Source organism: Azohydromonas lata, assembly GCF_034427735.1.
Taxonomy (GTDB): Bacteria; Pseudomonadota; Gammaproteobacteria; order Burkholderiales; family Burkholderiaceae_C; genus Azohydromonas; species Azohydromonas lata.
In genome coordinates, this window is sequence record NZ_JAXOJX010000009.1 from 78169 (window position 1) to 93765 (window position 15597).

At 66.8% G+C, this 15597-nt stretch carries 15 protein-coding genes; all 15 read right to left on the bottom strand.

The annotated features are described in order from the left end of the window. Nucleotides 1-28 precede the first annotated feature (28 nt). Nucleotides 29-1252 carry a glycosyltransferase family 4 protein gene (locus SM757_RS08050; protein ID WP_322465055.1) on the bottom strand — a complete coding sequence of 408 codons (1224 nt, stop codon included), beginning with the start codon at nt 1250-1252 and terminating at the stop codon, nt 29-31. Continuing rightward, nucleotides 1240-2175, bottom strand: a complete 936-nt coding sequence (locus SM757_RS08055) for an NAD-dependent epimerase/dehydratase family protein (RefSeq protein ID WP_322465056.1) — start codon at nt 2173-2175, stop codon at nt 1240-1242. The genes SM757_RS08050 and SM757_RS08055 overlap by 13 nt, the downstream gene beginning before the upstream one ends. Nucleotides 2176-2195: 20 nt before the next feature. Further along, nucleotides 2196-2909 carry an acyltransferase gene (locus tag SM757_RS08060; RefSeq protein WP_322465057.1) on the bottom strand — a complete coding sequence of 238 codons (714 nt, stop codon included), beginning with the start codon at nt 2907-2909 and terminating at the stop codon, nt 2196-2198. Between the two features lie 12 nt (nt 2910-2921). Next, nucleotides 2922-4538, bottom strand: a complete 1617-nt coding sequence (locus tag SM757_RS08065; protein ID WP_322465058.1) for a capsular polysaccharide export protein, LipB/KpsS family — start codon at nt 4536-4538, stop codon at nt 2922-2924. 3 nt (nt 4539-4541) lie between these two features. Then, nucleotides 4542-5954: a lipopolysaccharide biosynthesis protein gene (locus tag SM757_RS08070; protein ID WP_322465059.1), complete on the bottom strand. Its 1413-nt coding sequence runs from the start codon at nt 5952-5954 to the stop codon at nt 4542-4544. A 50-nt stretch (nt 5955-6004) separates the two neighbouring features. Next, nucleotides 6005-7114 (bottom strand): GDP-mannose 4,6-dehydratase, encoded by a 1110-nt coding sequence (gene gmd, locus SM757_RS08075; RefSeq protein WP_322465060.1) that lies wholly within the window; start codon nt 7112-7114, stop codon nt 6005-6007. Nucleotides 7115-7177: 63 nt separating this feature from the next. Further along, nucleotides 7178-7906 (bottom strand): acylneuraminate cytidylyltransferase family protein, encoded by a 729-nt coding sequence (locus tag SM757_RS08080; RefSeq protein WP_322465061.1) that lies wholly within the window; start codon nt 7904-7906, stop codon nt 7178-7180. Continuing rightward, nucleotides 7899-8954, bottom strand: coding sequence for a nucleotidyltransferase family protein (locus tag SM757_RS08085; protein WP_322465062.1), 1056 nt, complete (start codon nt 8952-8954; stop codon nt 7899-7901). Before SM757_RS08085 ends, SM757_RS08080 begins: the two co-directional genes overlap by 8 nt. Beyond that, nucleotides 8951-9646 (bottom strand): acetyltransferase, encoded by a 696-nt coding sequence (locus SM757_RS08090; RefSeq protein WP_322465063.1) that lies wholly within the window; start codon nt 9644-9646, stop codon nt 8951-8953. The genes SM757_RS08085 and SM757_RS08090 overlap by 4 nt, the downstream gene beginning before the upstream one ends. Beyond that, the gene (gene neuB / locus SM757_RS08095; RefSeq protein WP_322465064.1) at nt 9643-10722 is read right to left on the bottom strand and encodes an N-acetylneuraminate synthase; all 1080 of its coding nucleotides are present in this window, start codon (nt 10720-10722) and stop codon (nt 9643-9645) included. Before neuB ends, SM757_RS08090 begins: the two co-directional genes overlap by 4 nt. Then, nucleotides 10719-11405 (bottom strand): PIG-L deacetylase family protein, encoded by a 687-nt coding sequence (locus SM757_RS08100; protein ID WP_322465065.1) that lies wholly within the window; start codon nt 11403-11405, stop codon nt 10719-10721. The genes neuB and SM757_RS08100 overlap by 4 nt, the downstream gene beginning before the upstream one ends. Continuing rightward, nucleotides 11392-12561, bottom strand: coding sequence for a UDP-N-acetylglucosamine 2-epimerase (gene neuC / locus SM757_RS08105; protein ID WP_322465066.1), 1170 nt, complete (start codon nt 12559-12561; stop codon nt 11392-11394). Before neuC ends, SM757_RS08100 begins: the two co-directional genes overlap by 14 nt. A 3-nt stretch (nt 12562-12564) precedes the next feature. Next, entirely contained in the window at nt 12565-13365 is an 801-nt protein-coding gene (locus tag SM757_RS08110) for a GNAT family N-acetyltransferase (protein WP_322465067.1), read from the bottom strand. A 2-nt stretch (nt 13366-13367) separates the two neighbouring features. Next, the gene (locus tag SM757_RS08115) at nt 13368-14516 is read right to left on the bottom strand and encodes a LegC family aminotransferase (RefSeq protein ID WP_322465068.1); all 1149 of its coding nucleotides are present in this window, start codon (nt 14514-14516) and stop codon (nt 13368-13370) included. A gap of 15 nt (nt 14517-14531) precedes the next feature. After that, a complete protein-coding gene (locus tag SM757_RS08120) occupies nt 14532-15512 on the bottom strand; it encodes an NAD-dependent 4,6-dehydratase LegB (RefSeq protein ID WP_322465069.1) in 981 nt (326 codons plus the stop codon). Nucleotides 15513-15597 lie beyond the last annotated feature (85 nt).

The following is a 15597-nucleotide window of genomic DNA, read 5'->3' on the forward strand; positions in this document are numbered from 1 at the left end:
TTGGGTGCCTGGATGGTTTGCGCACGCCTTAACCGCCGGTGCCCAGCGCCGGCCGCGCCAGCGCCTTGCGGCCGTCGGCCACGTCCTTGAGTATTTGCAGGTAATTCCGGCCAAAAGCCAGGGTGCGTTCCCGCAGGGCCGCGGTGGCGGCATTTTCCAGGTCGACCTGGGAAACATCGTTCGTCTTTTCCCACAGCCGACCCAGAATATCCGCCAGCCCGGCCGCATCGTCCGGATCGAAATAGTGGCCCTGGGCCGGCGCCTGTTCCACGTGCACGCCTATGCGCGACAGAACCACCGGCTTGCCCATGCTCTTGGCCTCTTCGACGCTGGAGCTCCAGCCCTCGAAACGGGACGGGTTGAGCACCGCTACGCAATGGCGCATGAGGCACAGCACGTCGGCGTAATCGATGAGGCCAAGGATTTTCACCTGGCCGTCCAGCCCGTGCCGGGCCATGAAGGCACGCAGGCCGTCGATATAAGGCGTGCCGCCCACGCGGTAATCCACTGTATTGCCCGTGCAGAGTACCTGCACCGGCACGCCTTTTTCCTGCAATAGCCGCACGGCCTCCAGCACCACCGTGTGGTTCTTGTGGGCCCAGAACTGGTTGGGCAGCAGGAAATACCGGCCCTTGAAACCATGCTTTTGTTCCATGGCCTGCAGGGTTAACGTGGAGGCGGTGGCGCTTTGGCTGGGCTGGGATACGAAGCGCAGCACGGCGACGCGGGATTCATGGCCCGGCGGGGCGATGCGACGGAAATCCTCGAAGGCGTCGTTGCTGCTGAGCACCACCACGTCGCTCTTGCGTATGACGTCCTGGTATTTTCGCGTCTCCGCCGCCGGGTTGATGGTGGGAAACAGCTCTGGCAGGTGCAGGTACTGGAAATCGGGAATCCAGGAAATCACCTTGAAAGGCGGCCGGCCCTTGTAATGAAACCAGGCATGCGAAACCACGTCTATGCCGTGCGACCTCATCAGCGCATTGGCCATGGCCATGGAGTCGAATTTCTTGTAGAGCACCTTGTGAGTGAACCACGGCAGCGTGCGGCGCTGCAGCAGCCGCGTGCGCACCACGCAGGCAAGGCGTTCAAATTGCCGCGCGATATCGTCAGGCACGTCGTGCGTGAAGAATACATAAGGCTGCACCGAGCCGTCGTTGACCAGCGACAGCGCGTGCAGCAGGTTCTTGATGTAATTGAGGCCGCCCGTGTACTGCAGCGGCGCATCAAACCAGAAAGCTACTTTGACCATGATGCCTTGAACCAGTTGGCGTAGTTTTCCAGGCCCTGTTCCAGCGTCACGCGGGGTTGCCAGGGCAGGGTTTTCAGGCGCGATACGTCGGCATGGTAAAAACGTGGGTCGCCTGGCCGGACCATGCTGTTGAAACGGATGTCAATATCCAGTCCCAGGGCGGCCCTGAGTTTTTCCAGTACGTCCCGCACCGTTACCCTTTCTCCGGCTGCGCCATTGAGCAGGAAGAAATCGGCATCGCTGCATGCCAGGCGGGCAATGAGGTCGGCGGCATCCTGCACATGAATCCAGTCACGGGTTTCTTCGCCCGTGCCCCAGAATTCCACGGTTTTCTGGCCTGACGACATTTTGACGGCGGCATCCCACAGCAATTGTTTGGATAGCCCGGCGCCATAGATGGAGAAAAACCTCACGATGGCCACGCGCACACTGAAATGGCGGGCGTGGCCGGCGAGCAGTTCCTCGGTGATCAGCTTGTGCACGCCGTAGGGCGACACGGGGTTGGGCACATCGCTTTCTTGCAGCGGCCGGTCCTGCGCCGCGCCGTACACGGCCGCGCTGGAAGGGTAGATCACCAGGGCTCTGGATTGGGTCGAGCGTAGGTGTTCCAGCAAATCGGCCGTGCTTTGAACGGTGCGCAGGAAAGCCTCGTGGGGATGGGCCAGCGAATAACCCACGGCGCTGTTGCTGGCGCAATGCACCACCAGCTCGAAAGATTCCTCCAGGGTGCTCAGCAATTGTAGCGACACGTCGCCGCAAACCCAGCGATCGAATCCCGCGGCCCTGATTTCCTCGGCCGGCCGCTGGCCGTGGCCCAGGCCTACGACGCGGTATCCATCGCGCCGCAAACTGTGCGCAACGGCCTGGCCCAGAAAACCCAGGCCGCCCGTTACCAGCGCCGTGCGGGGTGTTTTCATTTCCATGAATATCTCTACCGACCCGCTCAAAAGCTGCCCATTTCAGTGCCCGCGGCCACCCAGGGAAGCATGACTTCGGGATATTGGCTGCGCAGCAGAGTGGAGTATTTTTGCGCGTCCGGGTTGTCATCCAGATCGCCCTCGGCAAGCTGGTCTACCGATATCCACGCATTGCGCCGGAAACTGAAGCGCTTGATGACGCGGGCCGGGCTGCCGACTACCACGCTGAAAGGCGGCACGTCCTTGGTCACCACGGACCGCGCGCCAATCACGCAGCCGTGCCCTATGTTGACGTGGCCCAATACCGTCGCGTCGGTTCCGAAAAAACAATTGCTGCCCACGCTGATGATGTCCGTGGCCGTTGTTCCCGTGGAGATAATGGGCCGCCTGGGATCGTCGGCCACGTGGGTGCTGCCCACGAAGCGGCAACCAATGCCGGTGAGGCAATAATCGCCTATGACAATGCTTTTGCCCGACGTAAAGAAATTATCCCGGCCTATGAAGCAGTTGTTGCCAATGATAATGGCCGGCGTGTCGCCTGAGGGGTGATTGACGTTGAGCCACGTCCGTTCGGCCAGCGACGTATTGTTTCCGATGCGAACATGCGCACGCCCGAAAATTTGCGTGGTCCGGTGGATTCGCGATCCGCGGCCTATGCTCAAACGGCCCCGCCTGGACCGCAGGGAAATAATAACGCGCAGCCTGATGGGCAGAAAAGCGCGGACCAGGGTCTTGATCATGGGCGTGCCGTATTACTCCGTTGCCAGATTCGCTGCCAGATCGGCCGCCACGAGGCTGGCCTGCGCGCCGCGATGGCTGGCGTATTTTATTTTGTGGTTCAGCACGGACACGGGAATATTGTGCTGCAAGGCCGTCAAAATAAGGTCTATGCTCGGATTGGCATTGAGGCTGGCAATCGACTCCTGGCTGAAGAATTCGTCATTAACCGGATTGAACGGCGTGAATACCCAATTGCACACTTGGGTGGCGTAATAACAATAGGTGGCATCGTGCTGCACTTCCTGGCTGGGATTGAGTCTGCCCTCCAGTGCCATGCGAATAAACTGCCAGTAGTCTTGCCGGGATTGTGCCGCCGATACGAAGCCCAAATTCGCGTAATAGCAATGTGACGCCACGATGACGGGTTTTCCCAAGGCGGCAGCCTCCACGCCTATCGTGGAGGTGTAGGTCAGCACGGTGGACGCCACCGCCATCAATTCATAAGTGTTGATGGGGTCGTCTGCGGCGATGAAAACCACGCGTGGATGGTTTCCAAAATGCTGCTGCAGCATTTTTCCATAGTCATCGGACGTGCTGGCAATGGCAAATCGCTCGGCCGGGTGCTGCCGGATGATGATGGTGGCCTGCGTATTTTCGACCACCCAGCGCACGGTTTCCTCTATCCAGCGGGCACTGTTGTCAAATACGGCATGCAGGCCCAGGGCTGCCTGGTCCCAGGAGGAGTTGAGCGCCATCAGGATGGCGCCACGGTATTTTTCCAGCGGGCCGGCGCTGGTGTTGACCTTTTGATAACTGAAGGTGTCCCTACCCTGGTGCCTTTTTTCAAGCTCGGCCCGCGCCGTCTGCAGGATGAATTCTTTTTCACCAGCCGATACGGCCTGGGCCTTGAGCGTGCAGTAGGCCACCGGTATATCCTTGAGCTGGGCGGCAATGCCGTTGGCGGCCGCCAGCATCACGGTGGCGCCCGCATCGTAGCTGCACACGCGGATATTGGCCTGGCGGGCATTTTCCAACCATAAGCCGCTGGTGCCGAAAACGCCGCCCGGGATCAGCAGGGCATTGAAGGCATGCAGGCTCAGCAGCTGGCGTATAGCCGGATCGGCGTGCGTGAGCTGCTCGCGAACGAGCGCCACATACTCGCGGCGGCCCCGTGCCACCATTTCGCCACGCAAATGGTGTATGGCATTCAGGGTGGCCAGTTTTTCGATCAATGCCTCACGGTCCGCGGCCACGGCCCCGCTTTTGCCGGAAAATTCGCTCAGCGTCAAAACGGCATGGTGGGGCGCGACGGTCCGCAATACCCGGCGTATGCACATTCTAATGAAGGCGGCGCGCTGGGGCATTTCGCCGAAAGGCAGGTCGTCGAAAATGAAGCTGACTTTCGAGCCGCGCTGCGCCAGCAGCAGGCCCATCACGACAGAATACCAGGGCACCCAAGTCGCTAGAAAAGGATTGACCAGGATGGCGAAATTCTCCGCCCCTTTGGGAGGGTGCCGCGTGGCGGGCGCGCCGCGCACGCTCTCCTGCAGCAGGGCCTGGATCTGCTCCGTGCTTTTCAGCCATTTCATGGGATTGAGCCCAAGCTTCTGGCCGAGTTTTCTTTTGATGGGAGCGAGGAGTTTCTTCATTTTTCAGGCGCAGGAGCGGGTGTAGCGGTGGCGTGCCAGGGCAATGCCCGCCGCCAGAGCCGTCAGAAAAATTTTCAAGGCCGTGGCCATGCCCGGCGGCAGCGCCACCTCGCGCAGCCCGGCCATGAGCGCCGCCAGCGCCGCCAGCGCCCCCAAGCCGCCCAGCATGCTGCCCCAGGCAGAGTAGTCCAGGGCTTGCGCGGCAGCCCAATGGCTCAGCAGCATGCGGGTGACTAGGCCTGCGGCCACGGCCAGCGCAGCCCCTTCCAGGTGGAGAAGGGGCACCAGCCACAAGCTGCCCAGCGCGGCCACCGCCGCGCCGGCCAGGGAAATGGCCACCGAGGTCTTTGGACGGCGCAGGTACAGCAGCGCCGTGTCGGAGATGAGCGTGAAGGTGCTGGTGAAGTTGGCCACCAGCAGCAGCACCAGCAGCGGCAGGGCGCCGGCGTAGCCGGGCGGGCCGACCAACGCTAGCAGTTCGGGGGCGAAAAGAACGAGGCCGCCCGTGAGGCCCAGCATCAGCAGCGTGAACAGCCGCGCCGCATGCCGCAGCACGGCCTGGGCCTGCGCCTGCTCGGCCGCGAACACCCGGGGCTGCAGCGCCATGCCGAAGGCGTTGGCCGCCACCCCCACGGCCATGGACAACTGCAGCGCCAGCCCGTACACGGCAAGCTCCTGCGGGCTCACGTGGTGCTGCAGCACCAGCGTGCTGAAGCGGTTGAGCACGAAGTAGGCGATATAGCCCACCAGCACGGGCAGCGCGTAGTGCAGCGTGGCTTTGACGTGCTGTGGCCGCCAGGCAAGCCGCAGCCGGCCCTGCAGCAGCTTGGGCAGCACCGCGGCCGCCAGAGCCGAGCTCGCCAGCAGCGCGCCCAGCAGACCCACCAGGCCGGTGCGCAACAGTGCCAGGTTCAGCACCGCCAGGACGGCCAGCAGCGCCGCCGAGCCCACTTGCAGGCCGACCACCGCCATGACGCGGCCTTCCATGCGCAGCCACAGTGCGGCCACGGCCGAGGGAAAGCTCGCCGCCGCGATGGCCGCGCTCAGCGCCAGGTACGGCTGCGCCGGCGTGGACGGCGACAGCCATTGCCACAGCGCGTCGCCCCACAGGGCCAGCACCCCGGCCCACGCGGCCAGCATTACCAGGAACATGAGCGCGACGCTGCCCACGTACTCGTGCTGCTGCTGCTTCTTCTTGTAGTCAAAGTAGTTGCGGCCCAAAGCCGAGGGCAGTCCGAACTGCAGCAGGTAGGTCAGCAGGTCGATGTTGGCCCTGATGGCCACGTACATGCCGAACTCGCCCTGGCTGAGCGTGCGCGTGTACAGCGGCAGCAGCAAAAAGCCGCCAACGGCCATGACGGCGATGTTGGCAACGCCGTACAGCACGGTGGAGGAAAGGAGGCGGCGGGTATCCAAGGCGGCTCACATCGGGGCGCCGCGCGGGATGCGGCGCCAGGGGCTTCAGGTCACTCGTGGCAGTCCATGGTCTTGTAGCCGTGGCCTTTGACCAGCTCGTCGCGCTGCGCGGCGGCCAGGTCCTCGCTCACCATTTCCTTGACCAGGGCCTCGAAGCTGGTGCGCGGCTCCCAGTTCAGCTTGGCGCGTGCCTTGGCCGCGTCGCCCAGCAGCGTCTCCACCTCGGCAGGGCGGAAGTAGCGCGGGTCCACGGCCACCACCAGGCGCTCGCGCGCACCGTCGGCGGCCGCCGGGTCTACCCAGTAGCCCTTTTCGTCCACGCCCAGGCCTTCCCAGCGCAGCGCCATGCCCAGCTCGGCGGCCGCGGCGTTGACGAAGTCGCGCACGCTGTACTGGCGTCCGGTGGCGATGACGAAATCCTCGGGGTTGTCCTGCTGCAGCATCAGCCACTGTGCCTCGACGTAGTCGCGCGCGTGGCCCCAGTCGCGCCGCGCGTCCAGGTTGCCCAGGTACAGGCAGTTCTGCAGGCCCAGCTTGATGCGTGCCAGTGCGCGCGTGATCTTGCGGGTGACGAAGGTCTCGCCGCGGATGGGCGACTCGTGGTTGAAGAGGATGCCGTTGCAGGCGTACATGCCGTACGCCTCGCGGTAGTTGACCGTGATCCAGTAGGCGTAGAGCTTGGCCACGCCGTAGGGGCTGCGCGGGTAGAAGGGCGTGGCCTCGGTCTGCGGCGTTTCGCGCACCAAGCCGTAGAGCTCGGAGGTACTGGCCTGGTAGAAGCGCGTCTTCTTCTGCAGGCCGAGCAGCCGTATGGCCTCCAGGATGCGCAGCGGGCCCAGCGCGTCGGAGTTTGCCGTGTACTCCGGCTCCTCGAAGCTCACGTGCACGTGCGATTGCGCCGCGAGGTTGTAAATCTCGTCAGGCTGCACCTGCTGGATGATGCGCACCAGCGCGGAGCTGTCGGTCATGTCCCCGTAGTGCAGGAACAGCCGTGTGTCGGGCAGGTGCGGGTCCTGGTAGAGGTGGTCTATGCGGTCGGTGTTGAACAGCGAGGCGCGCCGGCGTATGCCGTGGACGATGTAGCCCTTGCTCAGCAGGAGCTCGGCCAGGTAGGCGCCGTCCTGGCCGGTGATGCCGGTGATGAGTGCAACTTTGCTCATGAAAATGATGTGTCGTGATCAGGTGTGAGGGCGCGCAGGGCGGGTCTGCAGGCCGCAGCCGCTTCAGCCGCGTTCCCAGTGGGTGGCCTGGGCCTGGGCCTGGGCCCAGTCCTCGGCGGTGTCTATGTCCAGCGACTCGTGCAGGTCGGCCATGACGAAGGCGCGCGTGCCCGGTTGCAGCAGCGCGCCGCCGCCGCGCACCAGCGGCGCGGGCAGCACGTAGATGGAGCCGTTGAGCGCGTAGGCGGGTGGCAGATCCTGCGAGCGGCGCTGCAGCGCGTCCCAGCCCTGGAAAGGCTCCATGGTCGCACCTTCGCCCAATCGGAAGCACCAGGCCGGGTGCTGCGCCGCGGGGCTGACGCTGACTACGGCGGCGCGCGGCGCGACCGCGTTTTGCACGTGATAGGCAGCCACTGCCTCGCGTATGGAGCCGGCGCGACGAAAGGGGCTGGTGGGCTGCAGCAGCACCACGGCCTCGGCCGGGCCGCGCTCGCACTCGTACCACTCCAGCGCGTGCTGCAGCACGGCGGCACTGGTTGCGGTGTCGCTGGCCAAATCGGCCGGGCGCAGCCAGGGCACGAGTGCGCCGGCCGCGCGTGCCGCGGCGGCAATTTCCTCGTCGTCGGTCGAGACCAGCACGGCGTCGAACACGCCGCTGGCCAGGGCCGCGTCTATGCTCCATTGGATGAGCGGGCGGCCCGCCAACGGCAACACGTTCTTGCGCGGCAGCCGCTTGCTGCCCCCGCGCGCCGGAATCACCGCCAGCAGGCGGCCGGGGGCGACTTCAGCCATGGAACAGCCCCGTCACCTCGGCCTGCGCGCGCTGGAAGTCCTCCATGCGGCCGATGTCCAGCCAGTACTCGTGCAGCGGGAACATGTTGACCGGGCGGCCGCTGTCCATGTGCTCCTGCAGCAGCGTGGGCATGTCCACTTGGCGCCCCGGCGCCACGGCGTGCACGACCTCGGGCGAAAGCACGTAGATGCCGGCGTTGATGAAGTGGCGGTAGGCGGGCTTTTCCACCATGGAGGTGATGCGCAGCCCGTCGGTCTCGATCACGCCGTAGGGCACGCGGTGCTCGTACTCGCGCACGCACATGGTGGCCACGCCGTCGTGCTCGTCGTGGAACTGCAGCAGCTTGGCGAAGTCCAGGTTGGTCAGCAGGTCGCCGTTCATCATGAACAGCGGCTCCTGGATCTGTTCGTGCGGCAGCAAACCAAGCGCGCCGCCGGTGCCCAGCGGCTGGTCCTCGTGCACGTACTCCACGCTCACGCCCCAGCGGCTGCCGTCGCCTATGCCGTCGCGAATCATTTCCGGCCGGTAGTGGGTGGAGATGAAGAAGCGGTGGAAGCCGGCTTTGACGAAGCCCTCGATGATCAGCTCCAGGATGGGCTTGTCGCCCACCTTGAGCAGCGGCTTGGGGCAGTGGTCGGTGAGCGGCTGCAGCCGCTTGCCGAAGCCCCCGGCCATGAGGAACACGGCGTTGGCCCTGTGTCGGCTTTGCAGCAGCTCGTGCAGCGTCTGCAGGCCCACGATGCGGCCGAGTTCGTCCACCAGCGGAATCTGCAGCAGCCGCCGGCTTTCCATGAGGGCCAGCATCTGATCGGGGCTGCTGCTGGCGGGCATGGTGTGCGGGTGCCGGTGCATGACCTCGGCCACGGGCGTGGTGAGCGCCACCTGGCGCAGCAGCGCGCGGCGCACGTCGCCATCGGTCAGGCTGCCCAGGATGCGACGCTGCTCGTCTACAACGATGGCGATCTGCAGCGCGCCCTTGTCCAGCGCGCTGATGGCCTCGTGCAGCGAGGCTTGCGGTCCGACGAGTACGGACTCCCAGGGTTTCATCGGTTCAGGTCCTGCGGGTTGTCTTGAGAGTGGCCGGCGCGCGGGCCGCTCCGGTGGGGCAAGTGGTGGGCGTCGGCGGGCAGGGAGCGCGCCAGCGTGGCCCCGGCGGCCACCACCGCGCGCTCGCCCAGCGTGAGGTTGGGCAGCACCGTGGCGCCGGCGCCCACGAAGGCACCGTCGCCCACGCTGACGGTGCCGCACAGGCAGGCGCCTGGCGCGACGTGTACGTGCGCGCCTATCAGGCAGTCGTGGTCCAGCGAGGCGCGGGTGTTGACGATGGTGTTCTCGCCCACGCGGCAGTCGGCCTGCACTACGGCGCCGGCCATGACCTGCACGCCGTCGGCAAGCACCGCGCTGGGGTCCACCCAGGCCTGCGGGTGCACCAGCGCGGGAAAGCGAAAGCCCCGCCGTGCCAGCCGCTCGTAGACGTCGCGCCGCAGCGTGCCCTGCGCCAACTGGCCTATGCCGTTGGCCAGCGCCACGGCCGAAGGCGCCAGGGCGTCCAGCGCCTCGTCCCCACCCAGCACGGGCAGGCCGCGCCACTGCGCCACGCCCTGGCGCGCCAGCGCGGGGTCGCACACGCCGTGCAGCGCCAGGCCGGCCGCGCGCACCAGCGACAGCACCACCTTGGCATGGCCGCCCGCGCCCAGCAGGACCAGCGGCAGCGCCTGGAAAGCGGCCAGGTCGCTCATGGCTCTATCACGTCGCCCGCGGCGTAGCCGCGCGCCGCGGCCTGGCCCACCAGGTCCCACAGCGCCGCGGCCGGCATCCCGCGGCCGCAGCGCGCCGTGGCGAGGTCGGCGCGCGCGATCGTCTGTCCCGCGGTGATGTCGCGCGCGGCCACCACCTGCTGCCGCGCGGCGCGTCGCGTGTCGACTTCGCTGGGCTGCGGCGCCTTGGCGCCATGGCCCAGGGCCTGCTGCAGCGCGCGGATGTCACGCACCATGCGCGCAAGCTCGTCCGGCTCCAGCGAGGCCTTGTGGTCGGGGCCGGGCAGGGTGCGGTCCAGCGTGAAGTGCTTTTCGATCACGGTGGCGCCGCGGGCCACGGCGGCCACGGGGATGAGCGTGCCCTCGGTGTGGTCGGAGTAGCCCACGGGCAGGCCGAAAGCGTGGGCCAGCGTGTCCATGGCGCGCAGGTTCACCTCGTGCGCCGGCGTGGGGTACTGCGAGGTGCAGTGCAGCAGCGTCACGCGCTGCTGCAGCGACGCGCGCCAGTCCTGGCGGCTCCAGCCCTGCCAGACCTCGTCCATGCCGGCGGGCTCGCCCTGCGCGTTGAAGGCATGCGCGATCACGGCCAGTGCCTGCTCCACCTCGGAGAGCGTGGCCATGCCGGTGGAGACCACCAGCGGCTTGTCCGTGCGCGCGAACTGCCACAGCAGCGGCGCGTTGACCAGCTCGCCCGAGGGCACCTTGAACAGCGGCATGCCCAGATCGCAGAGGAAGTCCAGGCTGTCGGCGTCGAAGGCCGTGGAGAGGAACTCGATGCCGCGCGCGCGGGCATGCGCCTGCAACTCGGCGTGCCAGGCGCGCGGCAGCTCCAGCTTGCGCAGCATGTCGAGCTGGCTCTCGGCGGCGTCGGTGCTTTGCTTCTGGTAGGCGGCCTTGGGCGCTTGCTTGCTGGCCAGCCGCGCGGCGTCGAAGGTCTGGAACTTCACCGCGTCGGCGCCGGCCTCGGCGGCGCTGTCCACCAGCGCGAAGGCCAGCTCGCGCTGGCCGTTGTGGTTGACGCCGGCTTCGGCGATGACGTAGACCGGTTGCGGGCTCATCGCACTTCCTTGAGCATCATGAAAGCTTCGGCCGCGCGCACGCCGGCCTGGCTGCCGCGCAGCATGGCCTGCGCGCGCAGGCATTCCTCGCTGCGCGGAAAGGGAAAGTCACCCATCTCGCCGGCGAACATGCGCATGATTTCGAGCTTGCGCTCCAGCCAGGGCGTGCCGTCGACGAACAGGTTGGGGCGAAAGCCCGGGTCGTCCGGGCGCAGGCCGAACTCGGTCTCGGACAGGGTTTCGTAGGCGCAGACCTGGCGGATGCTGGGGTAGCGAAAGCTCTTGCAGCAGGCCGCGGCGGCGTCGAACACCGCGGCATGGTCACTGTGCACGTCGTTGCGGTAGGGCAGGTAGACGATGCCCGGGCGCACCTGGGACACCACGGCGGAGACGACGCCCACCAAGTCGCCCATAGGCAGTGTGTCCAGCCGCGTGGTGGGCAGCCCGGCACGGTGCACGTCCGCGAAGCCGTAGGCGCGCGCCACCTGCGCTATCTCGGCCTCGCGCGCGGCCATGCGTTCCTGGCCAAAGCCTTGCGAGGCGTGCATGGCGGTCATGATCAGCCAGTGCACCTGGGCGCCTTCGGCCACGTGGCGCAGCAGCGTCATGCCGCAGCCCAGCGTCTCGTCGTCGGGGTGCGGCGCGACGCAAAGGACGACTTGCCGGGATTCAGGCGTTGGCATGCAGGGGGTCCTCGGGTTTGCGCAGCAGCTCGTCGAAGGGCAGGGTGCGCAGCAGCTCGGCGGCGGTGTCGGCACTGTGGCCGTCCCCATAGGGGTTGCGCGACGTGCGCAGCCGCTCGGTGAAGGCGGGCGAGCGCGCCTGCTCCAGGGCGGCGCGTATCTCGGCCAGCGAGCCGCCGGTGAAGATGACGTTGTCCCCGCACAGCCGGCCGCGCTGGCGCTCGCCGACGTTGATGGCGGGTATGCGCAGCGTGGCGGCCTCCAGGATGCCGGCCGAGGAATTGCCCGCGATGAGTGCGGCGTGCCGGAACAGGTTCACGAACTGCGGCCGCGACAGGTTGCGGTAGCAGGTGACCTGATCCTGCAGAGCCAGCTGGTCCAGCAACTGGTTGAGCCTGAAGTTGCCGGGGTCGGTGTTGGGCGAGCCCAGGCAGACGTGGAAGCCCTGTTCGACGAGCGCCTGCGTGGCGTTGGCCAGGTACTCGTGCGCGACGTGCTTTTCGGCGTCTATGGGGTGGAAGATCAGCAGTGCCAGCGGTGCCTGGGCCGCATGCGGCTTGGCCCCCATGGCCTGCAGCACCTGCTGCAGCGGCAGCGCGGGCTCCACGACGAACTTGTCCAGCGCGACGCTGCCGATGACGAAGATGCGGTGAGCGCTTTCGCCCAGGCGCAGCAGCCGCTCGCGGTGCTCGGGGATGCTGACGAAGTGGGCCGACGCCAGCTTGGAAGTGGCATGGCGCACCGGGTTGTCGATGTGGCTGTCCGCGGCGTGGTCGCCGCCGAAAAAGTGCGCGGTCGGGATGCCCAGGAAGCCGCCGAGCATGGCCCCCACCAGCACGTCCTCGCGGTCGCCGGCGAACACCAGCACGTCCGGGGCGTAGCGCTTGACGATGTCGATGCTGCCGCCCAGCAGCCCGGAGGCCGTCTTCAGCCGCGAGGAGCGCGTGTCGGCACTGATGAGCGTTTCGACCTCGGCCAGGATGTTCAGGCCGTCGGCGCGGATGTTTTCCACCGTCAGCCCGTGCGTGGGCGAGAGGTGCGCGCCCGATACCAGCAACTGCAGCTCTACGCCCGGCATGGCGTGCAGCCGCTGGTAGACGCGGCTCATGAGGTCGTACTCCGAGCGTATGGAGGTCAGTGCGAGGATCTTGCGCATGGCTCAGAACACGTCGGACAGGGCCATCTGGCGCACGATGGCCGAAGCGTCGAAGGTGCCGGCCAGGGAGCGGCCGCCGAACTGGTAGTCGAACGCCTTGAACGGGGCTAGCGCCGTGCACTCGGCGGGCAGCAGCAGGTTGATCTTGCGCTGTGCGGGCAGCGCCTGGAGTTGGGTCGGATCGTCGAAGGCCAGCAGGTCCAGCGCGTCGCCGAAGGCCTTGTAGGCCAGGCCGTCTTCCCACTGGTACTGCGCGCCCGGGCGCGCCAGGCGCCAGGCGCGCGTGGCCGGGTCGCGCAGGTTCAGCGCATGGCGAGTGCGCTGCGGCAGCGGCACGGCTTGGGCCACCTCAAGCAGTTGCTCCTTGGTGACCGAGGCGACGTAATCGCTGGGCGGCAGATCCCAGCTCAGCCGCTTGCGAAAGCCGGGCGTGGACATCTCGTTGGGAAAGCCCATGACGAAATCGACACCATCGGCGCGGGCGCGCTCGTAGGTGGCTTCGGCCAGCTTGACGAACAGGCCATGCTGGCGGTGCGAGGCCGCCACCATGGTGGTCATGGACAGGTACGCGTTGAGCCTGCCGCCGGCCGACGACAGCGGCATGGGAATCATGGCGTAGTGGGCCACCAGGCGGTCCGCGTCGTAGCACAGCGAGACATAAGGCTCGCCATGGGGGTTGTCGAGATAGGCCCAACGCCACAGCGCCAGCGACAGCCGGTCGCCAAAGCACTCGCCAAACAGCGCTTCTATGGCGGCTTCGTGTTTGGCCAGCTCGGTCTTGCTGGCCAGGGTGGTGGTTTGCATCGTCAACCTCCGATCACTGAGCTGGGCAGGTTCACCACGCGCGCCTCCAGCCACTCGGCGGTGGAGAGGTCGCCGCGGCGGCAGTGCGCGAACGCGGGCAGCCGGTTCATGAGCTGCCAGATGGGGCGCGTCATCACGCCCGCATCGTTGGTGGCCTTGAGCAGCGCGTCGCGCTGCTCGCGGCTGTCGCACACCACGGCGTTGAGCCAGTAGTTGGAGCGGCAGCCCGTGGGCTCGTGCACGAACTCCAGCGCGCTGCCGCGCAGCAGCTCGGCATAGCGCTGCGCCAGCAACCGCTTGGCGGCCACGAAGTCCTCGATGTGTTCCAGCTGCGCGCAGCCCAGCGCCGCGTTGAGGTTGGGCAGCCGGTAGTTGAAGCCCACCTCGTCGTGGAAGAACTCGTAGGGGTGAGGTTGCTTGGCAGTGGTGGTGAGGTGCTTGGCGCGTGCGCCCAGCGCCTCGTCGCCGGTGAGCACCATGCCGCCGCCGCCGGTGGTGATGATCTTGTTGCCGTTGAAGCTTTGCGTGCCCAGGCGGCCGAAGGTGCCGGTGTGGCGGCCGTGGTAGAGGCTGCCCAGCGACTCGGCGGCGTCCTCCACCAGCACCAGGTTCCAGCGCCGGCAAACCTCCATCAGCCCGTCGAGGTCCGCCGGGTGGCCGAAGGTATGCATGGGCACGCAGGCGCGCACCACGCGGGCGTCGGGGCCGCGCGTGCGGCACAGGCCCTCGGCGTCGATCTCGGTGTTGTCCTGCAGCCACTGCTGCAGCGCCGCGGGCGACATGCCCAGCGTGGCGCGCTCCACGTCCACGAACACGGGCTCGGCATGGCAGTAGGCGATGGCGTTGCAGGTGGCCACGAAGGTCAGCGACTGCGTCACCACCAGCTCGCCTGGCCGCACCCCGGCCAGCAGCAGCGCCACGTGCAGCGCCGCCGTGCCGTTGGCCACGGCCACGGCGCGCGCACTGCCGGTGTAGCGCGCCATCTCCTGCTCGAAACGGTCCACGTAGGCGCCCACGCTGGAGACGAAGGTGGACTCCAGCGTGTCGAGCACGTAGTCGCGCTCGCGCCCCGGGAACACCGGGGCGTGCAGCGGGATGAAGTCGTTCGTGGCGTACTGCTCGCGCACGAAGCGGATGAGGGCGTCAAACATGCGACGGCACTCCCATCACACGTTGTAGATGTTGGCCTTGTAGCGGGCCAGGTTCTCGGCGCGGGTGAACCACTCGACGGTGCGGCGCAGGCCCTCGCGGATGTCCACCTGCGGCTCGAAGCCGGTGAGCTCGCGGATCTTGGTGTTGTCGCACCACAGCCGGAACACCTCGGACTTCTCGGGGCGCGCGCGCTGCGCGTCGAACACGAACTCCACGTCGCTGCCCATGAGCTCGCGGATGAGATTAAGCGTGTCGCCCACCGAGATCTCGAAATTGGAGCCGATGTTGACCACCTCGCCCACGGCCTGTTCGCAGCGCGCCAGCGCCAGGAAGCCGCGGCAGGTGTCGCTGACGTAGTTGAAGTCGCGCGTGGGCGTGACGTCGCCGAGCTTGATCTGCCGCATGCCGCTGGCGATCTGGCTGATGATGGTGGGAATCACCGCGCGCGCGGACTGGCGGGGGCCGTAGGTGTTGAAGGGCCGTGCCACCGTCAGCGGCAGGTTGAAGGCGCTGTGAAAGCTCATCGCCATGGCGTCGGCGCCTATCTTGGAGGCGCTGTAGGGCGACTGCGGCTGCAGCGGGTGCTTCTCGTCTATGGGCACGTAGCGCGCCGTGCCGTACACCTCGCTGGTGGAGGTGTGGATGACGCGCTGCACGCCGTTGTCCAGCGCGGCCTGGCAGATGTTGAGCGTGCCCTTGACGTTGGTGTCCACGTAGCTGTCGGGCGCGACGTAGGAGTAGGGAATGGCGATGAGCGCGGCCAGGTGGAACACCGCGTCCACGCCCTTGGTGATGTGCTTGCAGTAATGGGGGTCGCGCACGTCGCCGTTGAGCACCTCCACGCTGGAGAGGCAGTCGATGTCCTCCAGCCAGCCCCAGTGGTTGAAGGAGTTGTATTGCGACAGCGCCTTGACCTCCAGGCCCTCGCGCACCAGCAGCTCCACCAGGTGGGAGCCAATGAAACCGTCCGCGCCGGTGACCAATACTCGCTTCATGTCGTGTTCTTCCTTCGTGTCAGGCGGTGCGCCGCCGTTCTTGCCCGATGTTGCGCGCGCATCTTGAATGGGCCGGGCGCGCCGC